Below are 23745 nucleotides of genomic sequence, written 5' to 3'. Positions count from 1 at the left end.
ATGGTCGATATTGTCATCCTTTGTGTATTCGCCTTCGCCGCCGGCCTGATCGATGCGGCGGTGGGCGGCGGCGGACTGATCCAGGTACCCGCGTTGTTCAACGTGCTGCCCACGACACAACCGGTGGCGTTGCTGGGCACCAACAAGTTCGCGGCCGCCTGCGGTACCGTATTCGCGGCCCGGTCCTTCGTACGCAAGGTGGTGATCGACTGGAGGCTGGTGGTCCCCGCCGCGTGCGCGGCTTTTGCCATGGCCTTCTTTGGTGCAGCCACAGTCTCCTCCGTGCCCCAGTCGGTGATCCGTCCGACGGTGCTGGTGCTGATCGTGCTGATGGCGATCTACACCTTCTGGAAGAAGGACTTCGGCGCCCTGCACAAACCCATGCACATCGGCACCAAGGAAAAACTGCTGGCGATCGTAATCGGCGGGGCCATTGGCTTCTACGACGGATTGTTCGGCCCCGGGACCGGTAGTTTCCTGATCTTCCTGTTTATCCGCTGCTTCGCCTTCGACTTCCTGCAAGCCTCGGCGTCGGCCAAGGTGGTGAACATCGCGACCAACGTCGCGGCGCTGATCTTCTTCATTCCAACCGGCAACGTGCTCTACCTGATCGCCATCCCCATGGCCGTCTTCAACATCCTCGGTGCGCTGACCGGCACCTGGCTGGCGGTGCATAAAGGCGTACCCTTTGTCCGGGCGCTGTTCCTGGTGTTGCTGGTGATCCTGATCAGCAAACTGTCCTACGACCTGATTCTGCAAACCTGATCCTGTAAACCCGAGGAAAACTCCATGTATCCGATGTTCGATCGCCTGGTGGCGCTACTCGATGCCCGCGCCGCCTCCTACCGGGTGTTGATGCACGATGCCGAGGGCCAGTCGGCGCGGGTCGCCGAAATCCGTGGCACCGAGCCGGGCCAGGGTGCCAAGGCCATGCTCTGCTCGCTCAAGGGCCAGGCCGAGCCCTATGCCCTGGTGATATTGCCGGGGGACCAGAAGCTCGATATGAAGAAAGTCGGGGCGGCCCTGGGCGGAAAAAAAGCTGAACTGGTGAAAGCCGAAACCGCCATGGAACTGACCGGCTGCCGGATCGGTGCCATTCCGCCTTTCGTCTTCGATGAGCGGATTCAATTGATCGTCGATCCGGCCCTGACCACCCGCTACGGCGAGATCGCCTTTAATGCCGGCCGCCTGGATGCCTCGATGGTGCTCGATACGCAGGACTACCTGGCGATTGCCCAGCCGCAGTTGCTCGACGTGAGTCAGGCCTGAGCCCACGGCGGCATTGGTCTGCCCGTTTTAACCCGCAATGGCCCTTGCAAACCCGATCCCGGCTACCTTGTAATGCTCGCTGAAACCCGCACCGCGAGCGCCTGCCCCGTGAAAAACCTGCAATTGCTGCAATCCCTTGAAGGCGAGCGCTTGCTGCTGCGCCCACTCCAGGCCGACGACGCCGACGCCCTGGTGGCGGCCGCCCGGGACGGCGAACTGTGGAACCTGCCCTTTACCGTCATACCAGGGCCTGACACCGTCGGGTCCTACCTGCACAAAGCCCTCACGGGGCGGGAAGCCGGGACCGTGATGCCCTTTGTCATCGTGATCAAGGCCACCGGCGAAGTGATCGGCTCGACGCGCTTCTGGAAGATCGATCGCCAGTACCGCAAGCTGGAAATCGGCAGTTCCTGGATCTCGACCCGCTGGCAGAGAAGCTTCGTCAATACCGAGGCCAAGTACCTGATGCTGCGCCACGCCTTCGAGGTGCTCGATTGCGTGCGCGTGCAGTTCACCACCGACGAGATCAACGAAAAATCCCGCGCGGCAATCCTGCGCCTGGGCGCCAAGCAGGAAGGCATCGTACGTAATGAACGGATCATGCCGGACGGACGCAAGCGCAATTCCGTACGCTTTAGCATCATTGACGAAGAGTGGCCCGATGTTCGCCTGGGGCTGGAAAAAAACCTGCATCGATAGCCCTTTCGCGGCCTTCCACGGAGCCCGGGACGATAATGAAAAAATTTTCAGGGGCGGCCGAAAAAACAGCCCGTTATTCACATACAAACCATTGAAAATATTAGATTTTATTCTTTAACGAATAAAACTTCTTTCACTGTGAACAAGGCCCGGGCTGTTTATATTTCTACCTGCTTCTTTGGTGAAACCTCTTATTGGCCCGCGCTCTTTGCGGGCCTTTTTTTGCCTGAAAAACGAGGAAAATCATCGGGACAGGGATCGAACACCTCAAGGCAGCGGTCTAGGCTTTATACGAAATGAGTATCGCCTTCTCACCAGCACGAAGAGCCCGCCCTTGAAACCACCTCGCCCTGCCGACCGCACCACCCTGCTCTCCAACCTGCGTAACGAAAAAATGGCCCGTTCGGCCCACGCCTATGTCCGTGGCAGTACGGTCCAGTTCTATGAGTGGTTGCACAGCCAGCGCGGCAGACGCTTGCCCCATGGCCCCAACGTGTGGATCTGCGGCGATTGCCACGCCGGCAACCTGGGCCCCACGGGTGACCGTCGTGGTGGTATCGATATCCATATCCGCGACCTGGACCAGACGGTGATCGGCAATCCCGCCCACGACCTGGTGCGCCTGGCCCTGTCCCTGGCGACCGCCGCGCGCGGTTCGGACCTGCCCGGCGTGACCACCGCGCGCATGCTCGAGGAAATGATGGTGGGCTACGAACAGGCCCTGCTGGACGAGACCGACCATACGCCCGAACGCCCGTCACAGGTCAAGGCCGGCCTGCGGGACGCGGTCAAGCGCACCTGGAAAAACCTGGCCCGTGAGCGCATGGAGAACACCAAACTGACGCTGCCGATGGGCCGGCATTTCTGGCCGATGTCCCGCAACGAAAAAGCCGAGATCGAGGCCTTGTGTGCCGGCGAAGAGATCCAGACGCTGGTGACCTCGCTCAAGGGGCGTCCCAATGATGCCAGTGTCGAACTGCTCGACTGTGCCTATTGGGTCAAGGGTTGCAGTTCGCTGGGGCTGCTGCGCTACGCCGTGCTGCTGGGTGTCGGCGGGCATGACGAGCAGGATTATTGCCTGATCGACGTCAAGGAAGCCGTTGCGGCCGCGGCCCCCCGTGGTGCCCACGTGCAGATGCCACGGGACAATGCGCGGCGGGTGGTCGAGGGAGCACGCCACCTTTCACCCGGTCTGGGCGAGCGGATGATCGCCACGCGCTTTCTCGACCATGGGATGTTCATTCGTGAGCTGCTGCCCCAGGACCTCAAGCTGGAACTGGACACCCTCAATGAAACCGACGCCATGCACGCGGCGGGTTATCTGGCCCGGGTGATCGGTATCGCCCATGCCCGGCAGATGGATGAGGCGACGCGCAAAAGCTGGCGGGCGGAGCTGCAACTCAATCGCTCGAAAACCCTCGATGCGCCCTCCTGGTTATGGACCAGCGTCGTACAACTGGTGGGCAGCCATGAGCAAGGGTATCTGGAGCATTGCCGACGCTATGCGCTGGCGACGGCAAAAAAAGCGTAGCCCGCAGGCCACGCTCGGGAGGGTCGATTACGACAGAAAGCCGGTGCTGACGCCGACGAGGAGGAAAATCCCCAGCGCCGCGCGATAGATCACGAACGGCCAGGTGGAGAAGCGTTCCAGGAAGCGCATCAGGCCCCAGATCGCGCAGAACGCCGAGACGCTGGCGACCACCAAGCCGAACAGCAGATGGCTCCAAGCCTCCGCCGGGATCTGCGCATGGTGCAACGTCAGCAACTCCTTGAGCCCGGCCAGCGCAATCGCCGGCAAGCCCAGCAGGAAGGAGAACCGCGCGGCCTCTTCACGCTTGAAGTTGAGGAACAGGGCCGCGGTCAGTGTCGAGCCGGAACGGGAAACACCCGGGATCAGCGCGCCGACCTGGGCGATACCGACGATCAGCGCATCGCGCAGGCGCATCTGGCCCACCACCCGCTGATGGCGGGCACTGAACTCGGACACCGCCATCAACACCGCCATCACCAGGCAGGAAATACCGATCACTGTCAGCCCGCGCAGGGGCGAGTCGCAGGCATTGAGTGTCGACGACAAGGCCAGGCCGGCGATCCCGATGGGGATGGTCGCCAGGATGATCGCCACCGCCAGCTTGAACCACGGGCTGTTGTAGTCGCCCTGGCGCACGGCGCCGATACTGCCACCGACCACATCGCGCACATCACGCCAGAAATAACTGACCACTGCCGCCAGCGCGGCCAATTGCATCGCGGCCGAAAAAGCCGAGCCCGGATCCTGCCAACCCAGCACCGCCGGCACGATGCGCATATGCGCCGTGGAGGAGATAGGGAGCAATTCCGTGATGCCCTGGATGATACCCAGGATGCCGATTTGCAGATAATTCAGCGAAGCGAAGCCAATATCGAGGCCGCTGGAGCAGACGTTAGACAAAATAATTTCCCGGAATAAGGCTAATTTCCCACCGCTCTCCAAGAAGCGCGGCGCAGACCTGTGAAGCTTAGACAGCTGCGGGAATGATGGCCCTGTTTTTTATGATTTTCCAGTCTCAGCAAAACCTAAAACACAAGCTGGGAATTACTTCATTTTATGACAAGCCAACAAAGCACCCCGTAGGAGCCAGCTTGCTGGCGATGGTATTGACGCGGTCTCCGGTCAAACCGCGTCACCTGAATCGCCGGCAAGCCGGCTCCTACGGGGTCTGTGGTGTGTTCGAGGCGCCGCTGCTTAAACGGTCGCCGCCGTGGGCGCGGTGACCGGCGCCACATACCCGTACCGCCAGCAGCAATGATCCCGATGACCCGGCAAGATCACACAACCGCTCAGACTCAGCAGCAACACAGCTGCACCCAACAGTGAAAGGCGACGTGACATGGTGGTTTCCTCAGGAGGTTCAATAGGTAAAGCCGCTCAACCCACAGGGCCAAGGCACCTGCCGATTACTACGGTTACCGGTTGAACGTGATGACGACGACCAATCCGTCGCTGCCCTCGAACAATTTCATCAAGTGCCCGCCTTCCCTACGCAATACTGCCCTCGCCCCCCCTCGGAATGTATCGATAAAAAAATGATTTTTTCTCGCGACGGATTTTCCCGGCACCTATCGTTCAACTCATCAGCAGCGTTCACTTTCGTACGCAGCCTGAAGGAGTTGTCATGAAACCTACACGACCCCTGGCCAAATTGCGCCATGCCCTCCTGCTGATCCCGCTGGCGTTCGCCGCGCTGACCAGTACGCCGAGCTTTGCTCAGACCGAAGTCATCATTCGTGAAGCGCCACCACCGATGCGTGTCGAGGCCGAGCCCATGGGGCGCCCCGGCTACGTCTGGGACCGTGGGCACTGGCGCTGGGAAGGTCGGGGTTACGTCTGGTTCCCTGGCCACTGGCAGCCCGTGATGCGCAATGCGCGCTGGGAACCGGGCCACTGGGAACCCCGTGGACCTAACTGGCGCTGGGTCGAAGGACACTGGATCCGCTGACCTGCGGGCCGGACGACGCTACTGCGCCGTCCGGCCTTGTCATACCCGAACCCATCACCGGACCGAGACTTGCCCGATTGAAAGAGATTGATCCGGACGTTGAGCTGCTGGCCCGTATTGGCAACAAGGAGCCGGCCGCCGTCAACGAGATGGTGTCGCGCAAGCTGCCCCGTTTGCTCGCCCTCGCCAGCCGGATACTGGGCGATGCCGATGAGGCCAAGGATGTGGCGCAAGAAAGCTTTCTGCGCATCTGGAGACAGGCGGCGAACTGGCGCAGTGGCGAGGCGCGTTTCGACACCTGGCTGCACCGGGTGGTGCTGAACCTCTGTCACGACCGCCTGCGCAAGCGCAAGGAGCGCCCGCTGGAGGACGACGAGCCCGGCATTGAGTTGGTCGACAGCGCGCCCCGCCCCGATGAACAGCTGGAGGCGACGGCGCGCAGTGAACAGATGGCCGCGGCCCTGGCCGCGTTGCCTGATCGTCAGCGCGAAGCCATCGTGTTGCAGTACTACCAGGAGCTGTCGAACATCGAAGCGGCGGCGCTGATGAATATCAGCGTCGATGCACTGGAAAGCCTGCTCTCGCGGGCCAGGCGCAACCTGCGCAGCTACCTCGCCGAAACGCACGGCCCAGATAGCCTAGGAAGGGGAAGATGATGACGCCCGAACGATTTGCTTACCTGGCCGACGCCTACGGCGCTGACCTGCAACGCTGGCCGGCCGCCGAACGCGGCGCCGCCCTGGGGTTGCTTGAGCGTGGCGATGCCGCGTTGCTCCAGGTGCTGCAACAGGCCCGGCAACTCGACAGCCTGCTCGACAGCTATCAACTGGCGCCTCCAGACCAGGCCCTGGCCCGGCGTATCGCCGCTTCAGCAGTCATGACCAAGCCGGTGTCGTTCTGGAGCCGTTATGCCGACTGGCTGTCCAGTGTCAGCTTCGTCGGCGTGGGCCTGGCGGGGATTGCCACCGGCATCCTGGTGGTCTCGCTGAGCCTGCCATTGTCCACTGCATCCGAAGCGCTGCCGAGCGTCTTCGACCAGGGCGATGCCGATATCGTCTTCACCGTAAACGCCGAGGAAAGCGAGCAATGAGTCAACCGTCCAAGACCATCAAGAACTTCCTCCTGATGTCGTTGATGCTCAATGTCTTCCTGATCTGTGGCATTGGTGGTGGCGTCTACCACTGGTTGATCAATGCGAAACCGGCCATGGCCGCCGTCAACCAGCACGGCTTGCGCCAGGCCATGGTGCAGTTGCCCGAGGCGCGACAGCATGAGTTGCGCCAATTGCTACGCCGCAATCGAGCCGACAGCCAGCCGCTGATCATGGCAGGCCGCCAGGCCCGTCAGGATGTGATCAAGCAGCTTGAGGCGCCGACACTGGATCGGCCGACCTTGCTGACGGATCTGGGCAAGGCCCGTGAGGCGGATGTCGCGCTCAGGGCGCTGGTGGACAACACCCTGGCGGAATTCGCCGAGACCCTGCCCCAGGAGGAACGTCGCAAACTGGTCGACTCCCTGTATTTCCGTACGCAGGCCAAAGGCAAGTCGATGCAAAAAAAGCTGTGAGGGCGACGGATTTTCCCTGTTGTGACGTTTAACCCTTACAAGCCCGCCCACCAGGCAACGACAAATGCTCTGCAAGGAGTCACGCAATGCTGCGAATATTCAAGACCGCGCTGATTGCCACCCTGATGGCCGCGTCACTGGCTGGCTGTATTGTCGAGCCGGTGCATCCGCGTCGACCACCGCCCATTGTCGAAGTCGTACCGGTCATGCCCGGACCCGGTTACCACTGGGTCGCCGGACATTATCGCTGGGGCCATAATCAGTGGCTCTGGGTGCCTGGGCATTGGCGCTACCAGTAGTGGAACAGCGATAAGACAAAACCCGGCGCAAGCGCCGGGTTTCGTTTTTCTGCTTAGGCCTGCCGCTTGCCCGCTGGCACTTCAGCCGCCGCCAGCGCGCCATGAATCAGCGGCGCGTAGCGATTGCGGAATTCCCAGTTGTAAGGCACCTGCTGCCGGCTGAGCCCCTGGTCCCAGTTGATGGACCAGGTCATCAGCCCCTTGATCGAATGGCCGGCGGCATCCAGTCGCTTGAACGCATTGACCACCGCCGCCGGATCGATCACATAACCCGTGGCAGCCGCATCGTTATTGGTCGGCAAGCCAATGACGAACTTGTCCGGCGCAATCTTGGTAAAGCCCCGAGTTCCCGTGACCAGGCTATCGGTCAGGTAGTAGAGGAAATCCTCCTTCATCGCATCGTTGTTCTGCGCGATCCAGGCCCCGCTGCCACCGTTGGCTTCCGGCACCCAGACGCCGTCGCCGCCCTGGTTGTAATACTGCGGCGCGATAAAGTCGTAGTAGCCGTCGAGGGCGGTGATGTAATCGATGTACTTGCCGTTGGTGGTGAGATAGGGGAACTCGGGGGCCATGCTGATAATGAAGTGCTTGCCCTCGGCCTTGTAGTGGTTGCGCACCAGCTTCAGGGCCGCGGGCAACACCGCCTTGTTGTCGGCATAGTCGATGGCACTCTGTTCCAGGTCGATATCCAGCCCATCGAAACCATAGGTTTCCACCAGGCGGATGATTTCATTGGCCAGTGGCTGCTCGGAGCCCTTGTGCAGCTCGATATGGGCATCGGCGCCGCCCAGTGAAATCAGCACGGCACGGCCCTGACCGTTGAGGACACCGACCTGGCGGCGGAACTCCGCGTCAGGCAGGTTATACGGCTTGAACGTCGGGATGCCGTTGCCTTTCATAAAGGCCACGGCCACCACGTTGTACTCCATGGGCACATCCGTCAGCGCCAGGTTGGCGAACTTGCCGCCCTGGTAGCCATCGTTCGGCCCCGCGGCCCAGTTGTGCCAGAAGCCCATGAGGATTTTCTTGCCGGCAAGGCTCGGCATCGCCGACGCCGCATCGCTGGCCTTGGATTTGAGCAGTGAAAAGTCGATTGTGGTCACATTCCAGTCCTTTAGAAATTTACATGAGATCGATTGCCCAGCGGCAAGCTCAGTTGAAATCCATGTCAAATGCCTGATAAAAGGCGTTGCCGGTATTGGCGACGATCCACAGCAGGACGATGACATGCCGGCCTTTCTTGCCCGCCGGCAGTTTCACCTCGTGCTCCACCTTGGCCTTCAACTCATCGCTGTGCTGGTAGTACGGTACCTGGGTGTAGAAATCCTCGTAAAACGGCTTGGCTTCCAGTTGTGCACGGCTGATGCGTTGTTTCGGGTCCCAGCCGTCCTTGGTGATAAACCAGCGATAGCCCCGGGTGACGTGGGCGGCGGTGTATTCCCACTGCACATGGAAGGCCTGCCCAGGGTTGACGTTCAGCAGTGGCCAGGCATAAGGGCGATTGAGCTTCTTGCTCAATTCCTCGTCGGTGAAGTTGATGCAGTCACGGGCATCATTTTTCCCGCCACTGAGGATGTAACCGTCAGCGGGTGGGGCGACGCTCTGGTCATCGGTTTCAAACGGCTGGGGGAAAGGCCCGGCGGTGAGCGCCGGAAAATTCTTCCCGCCTTCCATTTCATTGACCTGCCAGGTACCGAGCAACCCCAGTTCCACGGCCACCGATCCACGGCTGGACGGCGAAACGACACGGCCATGTTTAAGTTCGGGTTTAGATAAAGGCTTGTTCATTTTTCTCACTCCTTTGAAAGAAATCTCTCCAACTCAGGGAGAACTTTCAACCTAGCTCAAACAACAAGAATGTCCATCCAAGGTCGAAACACTGAACTTAACCTTAAATTCACAACCCTCTGAATATTCTGAAATTTTAAAAAATAAACGACAAGACTTACGCACAACACAGCGAATGGATTACAGGCTCTATTCGTAATAAACCCCGATAAATTCCAGTCATGCCGTTCATAAAAAATTTACCCCAAAACACCTGAAAAAACGTAACAGAATATTTTTAAACCCCCATGGTTCGTGCTCCAAAGGCTGGGTATCCTGAGCCATGGGCAAACCCTGATGTTCTTTGCCGGCTTCATGTTTGCCTCGGTGGCCTGCTGCTTTGTCATCGCGGCCTTGGTCAACGTACTCAGGAAAGCCGCATCACCGGGTTGGCAGCGGCTCAGCCATGGGCTGTGCGGAGTGGCCCTGATCTACCTGGCGATATTGGCGTTGCGGGCGATTTTCTAAAGCGAGGGGCGCCTGGTTATCAGGCAGCCCCTGCCACTCACTTCAACTGATTGGCAAACCGCCCCACCGCGCCCACCACCTGCTTGGCCCCATCCTGGATCTCGATGATCACCTCACCGGCCTGGTTGGCCAGGGACACGCCCTGCTCGGCCTTGTGCCGGCTGGTGGACACGTCCCGCACCGCCTCGTCCACCAGCTTCTGGTTCTGCTGGACCAGGGTGACGATTTCCTCGGTGGCGGCGCTGGTGCGCCCCGCCAGTTGCCGGACCTCGTCGGCCACCACCGCGAAACCCCGCCCCTGCTCCCCGGCCCGGGCCGCCTCGATGGCGGCATTGAGCGCCAGCAGGTTGGTTTGCGCGGCAATCCCGCCAATGGTCTGGACCATCGAGGTAATCAGCATCGACTGCTTGCCCAACGCCTCGATGCCCTCCGACGCCGACTGCATTTCCTCGGAAATGGCCTGCATGGTCATCACCGTGTCCTTGACCACCGTGGCCCCGCGCTGCGCGGTCGTATCGGTCTGCAAAGAGATGTCGTAGGCAATCCCCGCCGCCTCGCTGACCTCTTTCTCGCGCTCCACCTGGTCGGTCACCAGGCTGGCGAACTTGACCACTTTGTAGAGTTGGCCCTGGGCATCATGGACCGGGTTATAAGTGGCCTCCAGCCAGACATCGCGCCCCTGGCTGTCGATGCGCCTGAACCGATCCGCGACGAACTCCCCACGATTGAGGGTCGCCCAAAAGGCCTGATACTGATTCGAAGCGACCTCTTCGGGAGAACAGAAAATACGGTGATGCTTGCCGACGATCTGCGCCAGCGAGTAGCCCATGGCCCGCAGGAACTGGTCATTGGCGGTAATCACTTCGCCCTTGAGATTGAACTCGATCACCGCCGTGGAACGCAGCAGTGCCCGAATAAAGGCCTCGTTCTCCTTCATGGTCTCGACGGTCTGGCTGACATCGCGAGCGAAACACCGGATGTGCAACAACTCGCCCTTCTCGTTCCGGACCGGCTGCCAACTGCCCTGCAACCAGGCCAGGGTGCCATCGGCGCGCAGGAAACGGTAGTTGTCGCTGACCGACTCGCCCTTGGCCACCGCAGCCTTGAGGTTACGGTAACAGTCCAGGGTTTTGACATAGGCCGGAACGATCTGCTCCAACGGTCGATCCCGCACCTGCTCGGCGGTATACCCCAGCAGGTCGAGAAAGCGTTGATTGAAGTCGATGACGCGGAACTGCGGGTCGAGCACCAGTGAAACCATTTCCGCCGTCATGCCATGGAACAACTGGTGCAACTTGAAAAGCTCTTCTTCTTTGCTCTCTAATCTCTTCTTCAGATGAGTATTGAACATGACTGCAAGAATCCCTTTTGCCGTGTTATTCCAAGACTATCGGTGTACCTGGGCAATCACTGAGACCATCGGTCGCCTCGAACTGACGCCGCAGATTGCTTGAACGCCAAGAGCCACTCGTCCCCCAGGCCGCAAGGTGCAGGCATGGTTATTAACAACATAGTTCAGGTAACGGAGTCGTGTTGAAAGGCCCGCGTGGGGCGACGGGCGGGGGTTTATTGTCGGTGCATTGCCGGGCCTGCGCTGGCAGGCCACCCCGGCGGCGGCACCACGAAACTGGCCTTCATGCGCTTGACCTCCTCAACCGGGCTGTTGCCGAACAGCCGCTTGAACTCACGGCCAAATTGCGAAGCGCTTTCGTAACCCACTTCCAAAGCAGCGCTGGCGGCGCTCACCTCGTTCCTGACCATCAGCAGCCGTGCCTGGTGCAGCCGGATCGACTTGAGGTATTGCAGCGGTGAAGTCTGGGTGACCGACTTGAAATGACCATGGAACGAAGGAACGCTCATGCCCGCTTCAGCGGCCAATTGCTCCACGCTCAGCGGTTGGCTGAAGGCCCCGTGAATCCGGCGAATGGCCCTGGCTATCTTGCCGAACCGGCCTTGCTGGGTGAGTGCCGCGCGCATGGCGCCGCCCTGCTCCCCCGTCAACGCCCGAAAGTAGATTTCACGAACCAGTGAAGGGCCGAGGATCTCCGCCTCCAGAGGCCGGTCCATGACCTCGACAAAACGCAGGACCGATTCGCTCATCGCCCGGTCCATGGGAGTCGAGAGCATGCCCTGGGGCTTGGACGCCACGACGCCACCCTGCTGGTCGATTTGCAGGATCAGATCCGCGACGACATTGAAATCCAGATACAGGTAGATGGCGAGCAGCGGCGCCTGTTCAGTGGCAAGGGTTTGCATGGTGAACGGCACCGGCACTGAAACGGCCAGGTAGTGCTGTTCATCGTAGAGGTAGACCTGGTCGCCGAAGAAACCGCGCTTGCTGCCCTGACAGACAATGACGATACCGGGCTGGTAAAACACCGGGGTCAGGCTCAGCGGCCGATTGGAACGCAGGAAACGCACCTGCGGCAACACCGTAAGGTTGTAGCCTTCCCGGGGTGTCAGCTTGTCCATCAGCGCAATCATGCGCTTGCGCACGTCGCTGGGGTCCCACGTCTCGCCGTTCACCTGATTCCCCCGCCCTCACTGACCCTGTCGTCGATTGTGCTCAAGGCCGGCCCGGAATAACAGACCGCTCATAGGAATAGGCTAGACATTCAGAGGAAGCGAGCTCTCCCTCGCGGCGCACGAGGACTAAAGTTGCGGCATTCGTACAGCGGAACATCCCGTTGACGCCCCATCCCCTTGCCATGAGAGAAATCAGCATGTCGTCAGTCAAAACCCTGCTTGTCACCGGCGTCAGCAGCGGCTTCGGGCGAGCACTCGCCCTGGAGGCGATTGCCGCCGGCCATCGCGTGATCGGTACGGTGCGCAACGAATCGGCCAGGCAGGCCTTTGAGGCCCTGGGCCCTTCACAAGCCTTCGGGCGCTTGCTCGATGTCACCGATTTCGGGCGGATCGACGCGGCTGTGGCCGAGATGGAATCCTCCCTGGGCCCGATCGATGTCCTGGTCAATAACGCAGGTTATGGTCACGAAGGGATCTTCGAAGAATCATCACTCGAGGAAATACGACAGCAGTTCGAGGTCAATGTCTTTGGCGCCGTGGCCGTGACCAAGGCACTGCTGCCTTATCTGCGTCAGCGTCGTCGCGGCCATATCATCAATATCACCTCCATGGGCGGGTTCATCACAATGCCCGGCATCACTGACTACTGCGGCAGCAAATTCGCCCTGGAAGGGATATCCGAAGCGTTGGGCAAGGAACTCAAGCCATTCAATATCGCCGTCACCGCCGTGGCCCCGGGATCGTTTCGTACCGACTGGGCGGGCCGCTCCATGGTCCGTTCGCCGCGCAGCATCGCCGACTATGACACCCTGTTCGATCCCATCCGGACGGCCCGCGAAGCCAAGAGCGGCAAACAGCTGGGCGATCCCGTCAACGCGGCCAGGGCCATGCTCAGCCTGATCGCCAGCGACCAGCCGCCGGCTCATCTGCTGCTGGGCAGTGACGCGCTCACGCTGGTTCGGGAAAAGCTCGCCAGCTATGCCGCGGAACTCGACGCCTGGGAGGCGCTGACCCGTTCCACGGACTTTGACGCGGATTAACGCTTCTTTTTCTGCAGGCTTTTCAGACGTAGCGTCGCACGTTGCACCGCGGCCATTTTTTCCGGGCGCTTCATGCGCTTCCACTGCTTGATCTCTTCCTTGGAGCGGCCACAGCTCAGGCACATCTCGCTGTTGAGCTGACACACGGAAATACAGGGATTGTCGATGTCCTTGGCCATGATTCAGTGGCGTCCCGGGCGTGGAGTGCGGGCAAGGTGCTGTTGCCAGTTACCGGCGCTCACCTGCTGGCAGTGCTCCTCGCTGTCGAACGCCAGATGAGCCGCGACCTGCTTGACCTCAACGTCCGCTTCGCGCAGGGCTTCGGCGGTCAGTTCAAGCATCTGGGCCGACTCGCCGGACATCGCCTGGTCACGGTTGGCCCGGGTGTCGAAAACCCAGGTCACCCGCAGGCTGGCGGGAAAGTGCGCGAAGTCCACCTCGTGGGTCAGCCAGGCAAACCCGACGATCCTGGCCTTCGCCGTCTCGCAGGCCTCGGTCAGGGCGGCAACCAGGCGACGCTCGATCTGCGCCTGCTCGCGTTTACTCAACAACATGGTTTGATCCTTTTCATCTCGACGGCGCAGAGTATGCCTGATCGTCGGCAAAGCCCGGTATTGACAGGATGACAGGTGGGTGGTCAGGCGCGCGCGAAGATTCGACAGTTCATTCGCTGCCCCCTAAGCTGAGCGAAGAAAAAGACAGGGGTGGTGGGCATTCGGTCGCCGGCCTGCCGTAGAAAAAACCAGAGACAGGAATCACCCTCCATGACGATGATTGACGTAGCTCTCTTGAAGCCCCATCTGATCGAAGCAGACAACGCCCGCGCGGCATGGCGCACGACGGTCGCGGCCTTGAGCAAGTCGCCCAAAGACACGCTGGAAGAAGGGTTCAAAGCCGTCAAGATCGCCGAGCGCACCTATTACCGATGCTGCGAAGAGTTGGCCAATGCCCTGCGCAGCGAGGTTGCGCGTGCGGAAGGGCCGAGCTGAGCAACGCACACACTCAATGCGCCAGGAATCACTCTCCCGTCACGGAGTGTGGTCGCTCACACATGCCCGATCATCCAGCCGCTTGAACAGGTGCTCTTCATCGTAAAAACGCCCCTCGAGAACTCAAATTGAGTTCAACCAGAATCCGTAGTGACAGACCTATAAGTCGAAGCCGCCCGATGAGCTTCTTCATACACACCCTTGATTTGTCTGAGTCCAAGGACAACCTCCTTGAGGTTGATACCGCTGATTTCGCGTGAAAACTCCCCGAACAGTATATTTTTGCGTGCCTCTGTATATTTTTCCGTATTCCTGCGACCTTCCTCGGTAACGCTGAGCTGCACCGGTCTATTCTTGAACGGTTGATATTTTTTCACCAACCCTCGTTCGCTGAGCCTTGTAACACTGTAGTTGATATTAAAATAATCAGAGCGATTCAACAGCTGCCCCACCTCCGCAATGGTTTTAGGTCGATCATTCATCCGAATAACGTGAAGCACCGCAAGCTCATCAACTGACATTTTATTATCGTTGGCCATCTTTTCGCACTCCAACTGCCAACGTTTGAAGGCATTAAACGCCCTCCAAAGCTGCAATTCGAACTCAGTCCAACTCACTTCACCATCAGTGGTAGCCAGATGCCACGTTTTATCAATCTGCATGAGGTGAACCTTCAGTCCTTGATTCAATCAATTTTCTACATACTTTGCCTAACTTGGCAATGGACACACCAAAAAATCAACCTGGCAGCGCAAAACGATCCTCCACCCTACACACCAACAAGATTCGGCCTACAAAAACATCAGCAACAAACGATATATCCCCCTATTGAAGGACAAGTCCATTCGTTTTATAAATTTCAAACCGAATCACAAAGCAAATCGCCCCGGGGAACAGAGGGAGCTTCTATGTGCCAAAATACACATCCGAACAGCATCAGGCTCCCGATCAGCAAGCAAACCCTCAGCCGTCATTTGTTTGAGCCATTGACTGACATCATGGAGACCTTCTGGAAGCTCAAGTCCGGAGCCAGGAAGGCGGACAGCATGACCTTGGAACAAATGAAACAGTTTATGGCCCATTTCGAAAGAAGTTGCTCCGACCTTGAGCTGTCAGGTGCCGATATGCTTAAATTTTTTCAATGCATTGCGGAGCAAGCCAAGGAAACCACCTCTACCGACAGCCCATCCAAGCCGAGCACCTGGCTCTCCATCTTGATCGTCGACGATGATGAGCGAGTACGCGATTTTCACTGCAGGATCCTGAAAAGCCTTAATTGCAGCGTCAACATAGCCAGTAATGGATATGAAGCCCTGGGCATGCTGTGCAAATCCTATGACGCCATCCTGATGGATATTCAAATGCCCGGAATGGACGGCATTGAAACCGCCATGAAGATTCGCCAGCAAGGGTTTGATCCGCAGACCACCCCCATCATAGCCATTACCGCCAACCCACTGGAGGAAGTTCGAAGAAAATACCAGGCATCCATCTTCAATGAATGCATACAAAAGCCAATGGATATCAACAAGCTGCAAAAAACACTCGAAACGCTGACAACCCGATAAGACTGAATGGGGTCGCCCAGCCCGCAACGTTTAAATACAACCCTATTACTGTAGGCCGATTCATACCAAACTTGTCCTTGCAGTCTGATTTTCGCCGATGAACAACGTCGCTACCATCGTTAGTATGGCGTCCATCAATCAAGTTCCTACAACAGCCCCTCCAGAGACTGAACACTTGAAGTGGATGACCGATGAAGCCCAGAGCGATCCCTGATCTCGCTCCTTGTCCATTGACCCTCGAGAGGCTGCCTGACCCATGACCCAGATTGCCCAACTGCCGACACCCAAAACCGACCGAGTGCTGATTCTACGCATTGAGTTGAAGTGGATAACCCCCACGATCTGGCGCCAGGTGGCGGTCCCCGAAAGCATCACCCTGGGCAACCTGCACCAGGTTATCCAGGCGACGATGGGCTGGACGGACACACACCTGCACGAATTTGAAATCGCCGGTGACAGCTACGGTGTTTCCGACTCCAGCACCGGCTGGAAACCTCCGATCGTTGCGGAGAAACACACGACACTGATCAGCGCCCTGCGGGGGAACCGCACCTTCCGTTATGTCTACGATTTCAGGGATGGCTGGGAGCACTTGATCCGGCTGGAAAAAATCATCCCCGCCGACGTTTGCCCGCAACTGCCCTACTGCATCGACGGAGCCAACGCCCGGCCCCCCGAGGATATCGGCGGCATGCTGGGCTATGACGAGTTCCTGACGGCCCTGCATGACGCCGGCCACCCCGAGCATGAGAGCGTACTGGAGTGGTTCGGCGATAACGACTTTGATCCGACGACCTTTGATTGTGTGCGTATCAACCGGTCGCTGAAACAGATCAGGCTCCAGTGCTGATAACAACGTTGCCGTGGAGCCACGGACCTCAGCAAGGCAGCGCCGAGCAGTTTGATGACCCCGGTGTGTTCGGCAACGCTGGCGAGCATTTCACCGGTGGCAGTCGACGTGCCGAAGGCTCCCCCGCGCAACATTCACGATACGTGGTTTTGGCTCACTCAGAGGGTAGCGATCAAGCCAGCGGTAATTTCCTCTTGTGCCCTGCCCCGGCCAATCAACCAGCGCTGAAAGGCCCGGCATTGGGATTTCTGCAGGGTGTTGGGGTGCCAGCTCAGGTAATACGGCGAAGGCAGCGGCATGGCGCGGCCCCAGGGAATGACCAGGCGCCCTTCATCAATATCGCGGGAAATCATCGAAAACTGCGCCAGCACCACCCCCTGGTGATCGATGGCGGCTTGAATCGCCATGCTCGACGAAGAAAAACTGCGACGGATGACAATCGCCTGCTCGACCGCCACACCTTCGTGCTCGAACCATTCGGCCCATGAGGGCGGCGAGTCGAATTTCGGCCGCGAATCGATACGGATCAGCGGGTATTGGAGCAGGTCAGCGGCCTGCTCCACCCGGCCCGGATAGCCCGCAAGGCTCAACAGCTTCGGTGAGCAGGCCGGCACCACACAATCGCGAAACAGCACGACGCTGTGCTCGGCATATTGGCCTGGCTCGCCATAACCGATCCGAAAATCGGCGTTTTCCTCCTCCGAGGTATCCGCCAGCGTGCTGTCCAGATAGATGTCGAGGTCGCCATGCTCATGCTGCCATTCGTAGGTCAGGGGCGCCAACCACCGGGTCATGAGTGAAGGCAGGCCACTGACATACAGATTGTTGGGATTTTTCGAACGCTCGACTTCGGAAACGGCGGCCCTCAACTCTTCAAAGGCCGTGGAACAGCGCCCATGAAAACGCAGGCCAATGGCGTTCAGCCGCAGGCGCTGTCCCTCCTTGACCGTCAGGCTCATGCCCAGCGCCTCCTCCAGCAACTTCATCTGCTGGCTCACCGCGCCCACGGAGAGGTTCAAGCGTTTGGCCGCTTGGGAGATACCGCCGCAGTGACCGACGGTTTCAAACACCTGGAGGGCTCGTAAAGGCGGTAGACGGCTCATGGCGGTACAAAGCTCTCGAAGGCATTTTATGTTTAGAAATTCTATTAAAACTGACAGAAATTGCCATATTTTCTTCATCGATAGATCGCTTTAGCCTTCTCCCACGCTCAATCGAGCGATGGCCCGGCCGGGCCGGGTCCTCAATCATTTCGTTTCTCGGGAGTTCGCAATGACAGCTCATCCTCAGCAGATCACTCAAGTCGTGCTTGGCGACAGGGAACCTTCCATCGAAGAGTTCGTCGCGGTAGCCCGTTACTCCGCCAAGGTGTCGTTTTCCGAGACCTACAAGAATCGCGTGAACCGGTCCCGGGGTCTGGTCGAGCGTTTCCTCGATGAAAATCGCCTGGTCTATGGGGTGACCACCGGCTTCGGCGACAACGTCCGGCATGTGATTTCTCCACAGAATGCCAAGGAGCTTCAGGTCAATATCGTGCGCTCCCATGCCGTCGCCGTCGGCGAGCCGCTCAAGCGTGAACAGGTTCGGGCCATCCAGTTGATGGTATTGATCAGCCTGGGCAAAGGCTTTTCCGGGGTACGCCTGGAATTGCTGGAGCTGATTGCCGGCCTGCTCAACCATGACGTCGTGCCGTTTGCGCCCGGCGAGGGGTCGGTGGGTTATCTGGCCGTCGAAGGGCACCTGGCCCTGGTCCTGCTCGGCGAGGGCAAGGCCCGGGTCAATGGCGGCGAATGGGTGGATGGCGCCACCGCCCTGCAACAGGTCGGCCTGCAACCGACGGACCTGCAGTGCAAGGAAGGCCTGGCCATGCTCAATGGCACCATGTCGGTGACCGCCATCGCGATTCTGGCCCTCTACAATTCCATGCAGAATGCCGCCCTCGCCGACGTCGCCGCCGCCCTTTCCCTGGAAGCGCTGAAGGGCACGATTCGGGCCTTCGATCCGCGTTACCACTCGATCAAGGCCCACAAGGAGCAGGCGCAAACCGCCCGGGAGATCAAGGCGATGCTGCACGACAGCCAGTTGATCGCCGAAAACATCGACTACCGGTTGCAGGACGCCTACAGCCTGCGGGCCATTCCCCAGGTGCATGGTGCGTCGAAACGCTTTATCGAGCACGCCCGGGAAAATATCGAGAACGAAATCCACTCCTCGGGCGACAACCCGATCATCTACCCGCTGGAGGACGGTGACGGCATTGCCATTTCCGGCGCCAACTTCGACGGCAGCTATATCGGCATGTCGGCGGATTCGCTGTGCGTGGCGCTGGCCAGCCTGGCGAAGATTTCCGAACGCCGCATCGACCGCATGGTCAACTCGCACTTCAGCGAAATGCCGGCCTTCCTGGTGCGCAACCCGGGACTCAACAGCGGCTATATGATCCTGCAATACACCGCGGCGGGCCTGTATGCGGAAATGAAGGCGCTGTCATTCCCCTCCACGGTCGACAGTTTCTCGACCTGCGCCAACCAGGAGGATCTGGTCAGCCTGGCTTACAACGCCGCGATCAAGGCCTACAAGGTTTCCGAAAAGCTCGAGTCGGTGCTGGCGATTGAACTGCTGGTGGGTTGCCAGGCGTTGGACTTCCATGACGTGCACAAAGCTTCCAGCGTGACCAAGGCGGTTTACGACCTGGTGCGCAGTCGCGTACCGGTCGCCGACCATGATCGTGCCTTCTATCTGGACATGGTGAGTGTTACCGAGCAGGTACGCAGTGGTGAGGTGCTGGCCACGGTGCAGAAAAACCTCAAGTAAACAGGTTGACCCCGGGGCCGTCCTTTGGCCGTCAAGGTAGGTGTTTTGGCTACCTCTCGACGGCTGAAGGACGGCCTTTTTCGCTATACAAGCCCTCCCCAAAACGTTCCCCATCGCGCACTAACATCTCTCAAACTGTCACCGAGCGCCCCAACGTGGCGCAATTCCCAGCTCAGGTAACAACCGTTACCTCCTCGGCAAAGCCTCCAGAAAAAAAACGCCGCCCAGCAAAGCCTTGTCCTACAAGCGCTGCAGCAAAATCCCAGGTTTTATTGCATGGCGACCCGGCAAGTTGGCCGCTTGATTGCATATGCTTGTATGTACAAGTAAATGTGTGTGCGTATAAGTTGCCAGCACGATCTGTGCACAGCACCGGTTTACGCTCAAGAGCAAGGCCACAAACCTGCCGATGATCACGGCTTGATCGATCGATCAGGGGCACATGGAGAGGGGACGGCCAGCCAGGCTGAAACCATCAGGGGTGCGAATTAACCGGCTTGACTGGCGGGTTGGCTGTTTATGGTTTTGTCTTGTCTGCACAAGAACCGTTGCGCAGGCAAGCATTGGAGATTCGGCCTGAGCCGGATCAGTTCGCAACACTCCATTGATTAGGCAGGAAATTATCAAGATGTCGAAGAAATCAAGCTGGTTGGGTTCTGTAGCGCTCAGTGCAATGGTTCTGGCCTGTGCCCCGGCACTGCAGGCCAAAGAGTGGACCTCGGTGAATATCGCCACCGAGGGCGCCTATGAGCCCTGGAACCTGACGCTCCCAGGTGGAAAGATCGGCGGCTTCGAACCGGAGTTGATGGATATCATCTGCCCGCGCATGAAGCTCAAGTGCAACGTCGTGGTACAGAACTGGGACGGGATGATCGCCAGCCTCAATGCCGGCAAATTCGACGTGCTGATGGACGCCATCGTCATCAACGAGGAACGCCAGAAGGTCATGGCCTTCTCGACGCCTTACGCCCAGACCCCGGCCAGCTTCGTCTCGCTGAAAGCCGATCTGCTGCCGGGCAAGACCGGTGACGCCGCCGCCATCACCCTGGGCACCGATGCCAAGCAAGTCCGCGCCGGCGTTGAAGAGCTGCGCAAGGCCCTCAAAGGCAAGACCATCGGTATCGCCTCCGGCACCATCTACACATCGTTCATTGATGAGAACTTCAAGGATGTCGCGACCATTCGCGAGTACGGCAGCTCGGCCGAAGCCATCCTCGACCTGCTGGCCGGTCGTATCGACGTCGCTTTCGATGACGTGACCTTCTTCAACTCGGTCATGGACAAGCCAGAGAACAAACCGCTGGTCTTTACCGGCCCGGTCATCAAAGGCCCGATCTGGGGTGAAGGCGAAGCACTGGGCTTCCGTCAGAAAGACCCGGAGCTCAAAGCCAAGTTCGACGCCGCCCTCAAGGAAGCCATGGCTGACGGCACCATCAAGAAACTGAGCGAGAAGTGGTTCAAGGCAGACCTTACCCCTAAGCAGTGATTCTGAATGGCCCGGCAACGTAACAGTTGCCGGGTTGCTTGAACCTTCATCATAAGTGGGACCTTCTATGAACCTCTTGCAGCTACTCAGTTTTGGTGACTCAGGCTGGGGAATGGCGCTGCTCAAGGCAGCAGGCATGACCGTGGTATTGACCCTGGCGGCGCTGCTGGTGGGTGCGGTATTTGGCAGCCTGGTCGCTGCGGCCAAGCTATCCCGGCGGCGCACCCTGCGCTGGCTCGGGGACCTGTATTCGATTCTGTTCAGGGGCATCCCTGAGCTGCTGGTGATCTACCTGTTCTACTTTGGCGGTGCCAGTGTGGTCACGGCGGTTGGCCACTGGTTCGGCGGCGAAGGCTATATCGACGTGCCGCCTTTTCTGGTGGGCGCGCTGGCGGTCGGGCTGATTTCCGGCTCCTATCAGGCCGAGGTCTACCGTGGCGCTTTTCTCGCCGTCTCCAAGGGCGAGCTGGAAGCCGGACTGGCCATCGGCATGAGCCGGGCCATGCGTTTCAAACGGATCTTGATCCCCCAGGTACTGCGCTTCGCGCTGCCCGGGCTGGGCAATGTCTGGCAAATGAGCCTGAAAGACTCCGCGCTGATTTCCGTGATCGGCCTGGTGGAGTTGATGCGGGCCAGTCAGGTCGCGGCCGGATCGACCCGGCAATATTTCACGTTCTACATCATCGGGGGCATCGTGTACCTGGTTCTCACTGGCCTCTCCGGTCGGCTTTTCAACATGGCCGAGGCTCGCGTGCGTCGCACGCAGCAGCGCAGCCCAGTCTAGTCTAGTCAGAGTCGGAAGGACTACTTATGATCGATTTTCCGTTCCTCGCTGACACCATGCTCAAGCTGTTGGCCGCGTTGCCCACCACGCTGACGCTGTTTTTCTGCTCATTGGTGATCGGCCTGACCCTCTCCGTCGGCATTGTCAGCCTGCGGGTCAGCCGCTGGTGGTTCTTCAGCTACCCGGCGCGTTTCTACATCATGCTGTTTCGCGGCACGCCGCTGCTGATCCAGATGTTCCTGATCTACTACGGGCTGGGCCAGTTCCCGGCCATCCGCGACAGCTTCGCCTGGGTCCTGCTCAAGTCGCCCTATGGCTGCGCGGTGGTTTCACTGGCCCTGTGTACCGCCGGTTATACCGCCGAGATCATTCGTGGCGGGCTGCTCAGCGTACCCCAGGGGCAGATCGAAGCCGGCAAGGCCGTGGGCATGTCGCCGTGGGAATTGCTGCGCCGGATCATTGCGCCGGTCACCTTGCGCCAGGCCCTGCCGGCCTACTCCACCGAAGCCATTCTGCTGGTCAAGTCCACGGCGCTGGCCAGCCTGGTGACGGTGTGGGACGTGACGGGCGTTGCGCAACAGATCATCCAGCGCACCTATCGCACGATGGAAGTGTTCATTTGCGCGGCCATGATCTACCTGGTGCTGAATTTCCTGGTCGTCCGTGCAGTCGCCTGGCTTGAGTATCGCCTCTCGCCGCACTTGCGTGAGCGACCAGTCGACACCATCAAAAAAGCCAGCCCTTCGCTGCCTACCCATTCCTGATTTGATACGGAGCCTGCCATGAGCACTCAGTCCGCCTCTGCCCTGTCGGTGACTAATATTCAGAAGTCCTTCGGCAGCGCCCATGTCCTCAAGGGCATTTCCCTTGAAGCCCACAAGGGCGACGTGATCTCGATCCTCGGTGCCAGTGGGTCCGGGAAAAGTACCTTCCTGCGCTGCATCAACCTGCTGGAGACCCCCGATCAGGGCATCATCACCGTCAACGGTGAAATGATCGAAATGAAGCAGCACGCCGACGGCCGCCAGACCCCGAGCAACGCCCGCCAGGTCGAGCGCATGCGCAGCTGCCTGGGCATGGTGTTCCAGAGCTTCAACCTGTGGTCGCACATGACCGTGCTGCAAAACGTCATTGAAGGCCCGATGCGGGTGCTCAAGCGCTCCCGTGCCGAGTGCGTCGAGGAAGCCGAGGCCCTGCTGCACAAGGTCGGCCTGTACGATCGCCGCGACTATTACCCGGCGCACCTGTCCGGTGGTCAGCAACAGCGCGTGGCGATTGCCCGCGCACTGGCGATGAACCCGCAGGTGATGCTGTTCGACGAGCCGACCTCGGCCCTTGACCCTGAACTGGTGGGCGAAGTGTTGCGGGTGATGCGCTCCCTGGCCGAAGAAGGTCGCACCATGCTGGTGGTCACTCACGAAATGGGCTTTGCCCGCCACGTGTCAAACCGGGTGGTATTCATGCACGGCGGCTTGATCGACGTCCAGGGCACGCCGACGGAACTGTTCGAAGGCTTGCCTACCGAACGCTTCAAGCAATTCGTCTCCAGCCATCATGAGCGCACCACCGAATAAAGCCGCTCGGCGCCACTACCTCGCGGAACGACAACGGCCCCTGATTTGGGGCCGTTGTCTTTTCCAGTCGGTCATTGATGTGGAATCTGGCAACAGTGTTTGTCCAGTGAGCCGCTATATGGGGGAATAACAAACACCTAATATCGTCTCTACCCAGTGAGCCAATGCAATAAGCATTAACCCCTCACGAGGTAAACACTCGAAACTCCAGACGATACGGTGAACATCATGAACTTCGCAAAAATGGCATTGGTTCTTATTCTTGGCAGTGCAGCGGCGCAGGCATTTGCCGACGACGGCTATTCAACAGCCGCCACCAGCCAGCTCCCGGTTGAAACTTACACCGCTGCAGCAAAACCCGATATCGAGAAAGTCATTGCCATCACCGAGGCCGCCGACCAATGCGCGCCGGTGCCCGTGCAGATGACCTATGACGACTCCCACGGCCAACGCCACATCCTGCAATATCAAGTGATGGGCAGCGGTTGTTCAAACGGCTGAGTACCT

Annotated in this window: 27 protein-coding genes and 2 pseudogenes; 20 read left to right on the top strand and 9 right to left on the bottom strand. The window is 59.2% G+C overall.

The window, feature by feature from the left end; translation table 11 throughout:
* From M5C01_RS04865 to M5C01_RS04850, 4 genes are all read left to right on the top strand, one after another.
* Nucleotides 1–765 (top strand): TSUP family transporter, encoded by a 765-nt coding sequence (locus M5C01_RS04865; protein WP_103494969.1) that lies wholly within the window; start codon nucleotides 1–3, stop codon nucleotides 763–765.
* Between the two features lie 24 nt (nucleotides 766–789).
* A complete protein-coding gene (locus M5C01_RS04860) occupies nucleotides 790–1269 on the top strand; it encodes a YbaK/prolyl-tRNA synthetase associated domain-containing protein (protein WP_152737476.1) in 480 nt (159 codons plus the stop codon).
* 126 nt (nucleotides 1270–1395) lie between these two features.
* Complete coding sequence (locus tag M5C01_RS04855; protein WP_152737589.1) at nucleotides 1396–1968, top strand: GNAT family protein; 573 nt, start codon at nucleotides 1396–1398, stop codon at nucleotides 1966–1968.
* Nucleotides 1969–2302: 334 nt separating this feature from the next.
* The gene (locus M5C01_RS04850; protein WP_152737475.1) at nucleotides 2303–3499 is read left to right on the top strand and encodes a DUF2252 family protein; all 1197 of its coding nucleotides are present in this window, start codon (nucleotides 2303–2305) and stop codon (nucleotides 3497–3499) included.
* Between the two features lie 27 nt (nucleotides 3500–3526).
* On the opposite strand, the gene M5C01_RS04845 is transcribed toward M5C01_RS04850, so the two are convergent.
* On the bottom strand, nucleotides 3527–4399 hold the full coding sequence (locus tag M5C01_RS04845) for an undecaprenyl-diphosphate phosphatase (protein WP_152737474.1): 873 nt from the start codon (nucleotides 4397–4399) through the stop codon (nucleotides 3527–3529).
* Between the two features lie 724 nt (nucleotides 4400–5123).
* Between M5C01_RS04845 and M5C01_RS04840 the strand changes: the two genes are divergently transcribed.
* The 5 genes from M5C01_RS04840 to M5C01_RS04820 all read left to right on the top strand — a co-directional run bounded on the left by M5C01_RS04840 (nucleotide 5124) and on the right by M5C01_RS04820 (nucleotide 7312).
* The gene (locus tag M5C01_RS04840; protein ID WP_103494972.1) at nucleotides 5124–5447 is read left to right on the top strand and encodes a YXWGXW repeat-containing protein; all 324 of its coding nucleotides are present in this window, start codon (nucleotides 5124–5126) and stop codon (nucleotides 5445–5447) included.
* Between the two features lie 77 nt (nucleotides 5448–5524).
* Nucleotides 5525–6103 carry an RNA polymerase sigma factor gene (locus M5C01_RS04835; protein ID WP_152737473.1) on the top strand — a complete coding sequence of 193 codons (579 nt, stop codon included), beginning with the start codon at nucleotides 5525–5527 and terminating at the stop codon, nucleotides 6101–6103.
* Complete coding sequence (locus tag M5C01_RS04830) at nucleotides 6103–6537, top strand: hypothetical protein (protein WP_152737588.1); 435 nt, start codon at nucleotides 6103–6105, stop codon at nucleotides 6535–6537. The genes M5C01_RS04835 and M5C01_RS04830 overlap by 1 nt, the downstream gene beginning before the upstream one ends.
* Complete coding sequence (locus tag M5C01_RS04825) at nucleotides 6534–7013, top strand: periplasmic heavy metal sensor (RefSeq protein WP_152737472.1); 480 nt, start codon at nucleotides 6534–6536, stop codon at nucleotides 7011–7013. The genes M5C01_RS04830 and M5C01_RS04825 overlap by 4 nt, the downstream gene beginning before the upstream one ends.
* An 86-nt stretch (nucleotides 7014–7099) precedes the next feature.
* Nucleotides 7100–7312, top strand: coding sequence for a YXWGXW repeat-containing protein (locus tag M5C01_RS04820; protein ID WP_152737471.1), 213 nt, complete (start codon nucleotides 7100–7102; stop codon nucleotides 7310–7312).
* A 101-nt stretch (nucleotides 7313–7413) separates the two neighbouring features.
* Here the strand turns inward: M5C01_RS04820 and M5C01_RS04815 are convergent.
* Both M5C01_RS04815 and M5C01_RS04810 read right to left on the bottom strand, forming a co-directional pair.
* A pseudogene (locus M5C01_RS04815) lies at nucleotides 7414–8358 on the bottom strand (chitinase); the annotation flags it as partial.
* A gap of 106 nt (nucleotides 8359–8464) precedes the next feature.
* Nucleotides 8465–9100 (bottom strand): lytic polysaccharide monooxygenase auxiliary activity family 9 protein, encoded by a 636-nt coding sequence (locus M5C01_RS04810; protein ID WP_152737470.1) that lies wholly within the window; start codon nucleotides 9098–9100, stop codon nucleotides 8465–8467.
* Nucleotides 9101–9418: 318 nt separating this feature from the next.
* Here M5C01_RS04810 and M5C01_RS04805 point away from each other — a divergent pair.
* Nucleotides 9419–9607, top strand: a pseudogene (locus M5C01_RS04805) (chemotaxis protein); the annotation flags it as partial.
* A gap of 37 nt (nucleotides 9608–9644) precedes the next feature.
* Here the strand turns inward: M5C01_RS04805 and M5C01_RS04800 are convergent.
* Together M5C01_RS04800 and M5C01_RS04795 are read right to left on the bottom strand one after the other, a co-directional pair.
* On the bottom strand, nucleotides 9645–10958 hold the full coding sequence (locus M5C01_RS04800) for a PAS domain-containing methyl-accepting chemotaxis protein (protein WP_103494979.1): 1314 nt from the start codon (nucleotides 10956–10958) through the stop codon (nucleotides 9645–9647).
* A 215-nt stretch (nucleotides 10959–11173) separates the two neighbouring features.
* Nucleotides 11174–12091 carry an AraC family transcriptional regulator gene (locus M5C01_RS04795; protein ID WP_152737586.1) on the bottom strand — a complete coding sequence of 306 codons (918 nt, stop codon included), beginning with the start codon at nucleotides 12089–12091 and terminating at the stop codon, nucleotides 11174–11176.
* A 239-nt stretch (nucleotides 12092–12330) separates the two neighbouring features.
* On the opposite strand from M5C01_RS04795, the gene M5C01_RS04790 reads away from it, so the two are divergent.
* Nucleotides 12331–13173 carry an oxidoreductase gene (locus M5C01_RS04790; RefSeq protein WP_152737469.1) on the top strand — a complete coding sequence of 281 codons (843 nt, stop codon included), beginning with the start codon at nucleotides 12331–12333 and terminating at the stop codon, nucleotides 13171–13173.
* Here M5C01_RS04790 and M5C01_RS04785 read toward each other — a convergent pair.
* On the bottom strand, nucleotides 13170–13352 hold the full coding sequence (locus tag M5C01_RS04785) for a DUF1289 domain-containing protein (protein ID WP_103494981.1): 183 nt from the start codon (nucleotides 13350–13352) through the stop codon (nucleotides 13170–13172). The genes M5C01_RS04790 and M5C01_RS04785 overlap by 4 nt on opposite strands.
* Before the next feature lie 3 nt (nucleotides 13353–13355).
* Nucleotides 13356–13727 (bottom strand): hypothetical protein, encoded by a 372-nt coding sequence (locus tag M5C01_RS04780; protein WP_152737468.1) that lies wholly within the window; start codon nucleotides 13725–13727, stop codon nucleotides 13356–13358.
* Nucleotides 13728–13937: 210 nt separating this feature from the next.
* Between M5C01_RS04780 and M5C01_RS04775 the strand changes: the two genes are divergently transcribed.
* Complete coding sequence (locus M5C01_RS04775) at nucleotides 13938–14162, top strand: hypothetical protein (protein ID WP_152737467.1); 225 nt, start codon at nucleotides 13938–13940, stop codon at nucleotides 14160–14162.
* 134 nt (nucleotides 14163–14296) lie between these two features.
* Here M5C01_RS04775 and M5C01_RS04770 read toward each other — a convergent pair whose 3' ends face one another.
* On the bottom strand, nucleotides 14297–14824 hold the full coding sequence (locus M5C01_RS04770; protein WP_152737466.1) for a winged helix DNA-binding protein: 528 nt from the start codon (nucleotides 14822–14824) through the stop codon (nucleotides 14297–14299).
* Here M5C01_RS04770 and M5C01_RS04765 point away from each other — a divergent pair.
* Together M5C01_RS04765 and M5C01_RS04760 are read left to right on the top strand one after the other, a co-directional pair.
* A complete protein-coding gene (locus tag M5C01_RS04765) occupies nucleotides 14801–15730 on the top strand; it encodes a response regulator (RefSeq protein WP_152737465.1) in 930 nt (309 codons plus the stop codon). The genes M5C01_RS04770 and M5C01_RS04765 overlap by 24 nt on opposite strands.
* A gap of 256 nt (nucleotides 15731–15986) precedes the next feature.
* The gene (locus M5C01_RS04760) at nucleotides 15987–16580 is read left to right on the top strand and encodes a plasmid pRiA4b ORF-3 family protein (protein ID WP_152737464.1); all 594 of its coding nucleotides are present in this window, start codon (nucleotides 15987–15989) and stop codon (nucleotides 16578–16580) included.
* Between the two features lie 158 nt (nucleotides 16581–16738).
* Here M5C01_RS04760 and M5C01_RS04755 read toward each other — a convergent pair whose 3' ends face one another.
* Nucleotides 16739–17683, bottom strand: coding sequence for a LysR substrate-binding domain-containing protein (locus M5C01_RS04755; protein WP_152737463.1), 945 nt, complete (start codon nucleotides 17681–17683; stop codon nucleotides 16739–16741).
* 169 nt (nucleotides 17684–17852) lie between these two features.
* Here M5C01_RS04755 and M5C01_RS04750 point away from each other — a divergent pair, with 169 nt between their 5' ends.
* The 6 genes from M5C01_RS04750 (at nucleotide 17853) to M5C01_RS04725 (ending at nucleotide 23739) form a co-directional block, all read left to right on the top strand.
* A complete protein-coding gene (locus M5C01_RS04750) occupies nucleotides 17853–19394 on the top strand; it encodes a histidine ammonia-lyase (protein WP_152737462.1) in 1542 nt (513 codons plus the stop codon).
* Between the two features lie 628 nt (nucleotides 19395–20022).
* A complete protein-coding gene (locus M5C01_RS04745) occupies nucleotides 20023–20880 on the top strand; it encodes a transporter substrate-binding domain-containing protein (RefSeq protein WP_178129759.1) in 858 nt (285 codons plus the stop codon).
* A 67-nt stretch (nucleotides 20881–20947) separates the two neighbouring features.
* On the top strand, nucleotides 20948–21664 hold the full coding sequence (locus M5C01_RS04740; protein ID WP_152737461.1) for an ABC transporter permease: 717 nt from the start codon (nucleotides 20948–20950) through the stop codon (nucleotides 21662–21664).
* A 26-nt stretch (nucleotides 21665–21690) separates the two neighbouring features.
* Complete coding sequence (locus tag M5C01_RS04735) at nucleotides 21691–22428, top strand: ABC transporter permease (protein WP_152737460.1); 738 nt, start codon at nucleotides 21691–21693, stop codon at nucleotides 22426–22428.
* An 18-nt stretch (nucleotides 22429–22446) separates the two neighbouring features.
* Nucleotides 22447–23238 carry an ATP-binding cassette domain-containing protein gene (locus M5C01_RS04730; RefSeq protein WP_152737459.1) on the top strand — a complete coding sequence of 264 codons (792 nt, stop codon included), beginning with the start codon at nucleotides 22447–22449 and terminating at the stop codon, nucleotides 23236–23238.
* 228 nt (nucleotides 23239–23466) lie between these two features.
* Nucleotides 23467–23739 (top strand): DUF2790 domain-containing protein, encoded by a 273-nt coding sequence (locus tag M5C01_RS04725; protein WP_152737458.1) that lies wholly within the window; start codon nucleotides 23467–23469, stop codon nucleotides 23737–23739.
* The last annotated feature ends 6 nt before the right edge of the window (nucleotides 23740–23745 follow it).

This window comes from Pseudomonas sp. MWU12-2319, assembly GCF_023242525.1.
Lineage (GTDB): Bacteria > Pseudomonadota > Gammaproteobacteria > Pseudomonadales > Pseudomonadaceae > Aquipseudomonas > Aquipseudomonas gingeri_D.
Note: the sequence above shows the minus strand (reverse complement) of the source record. Positions and strands in the feature narration are given on the sequence as shown.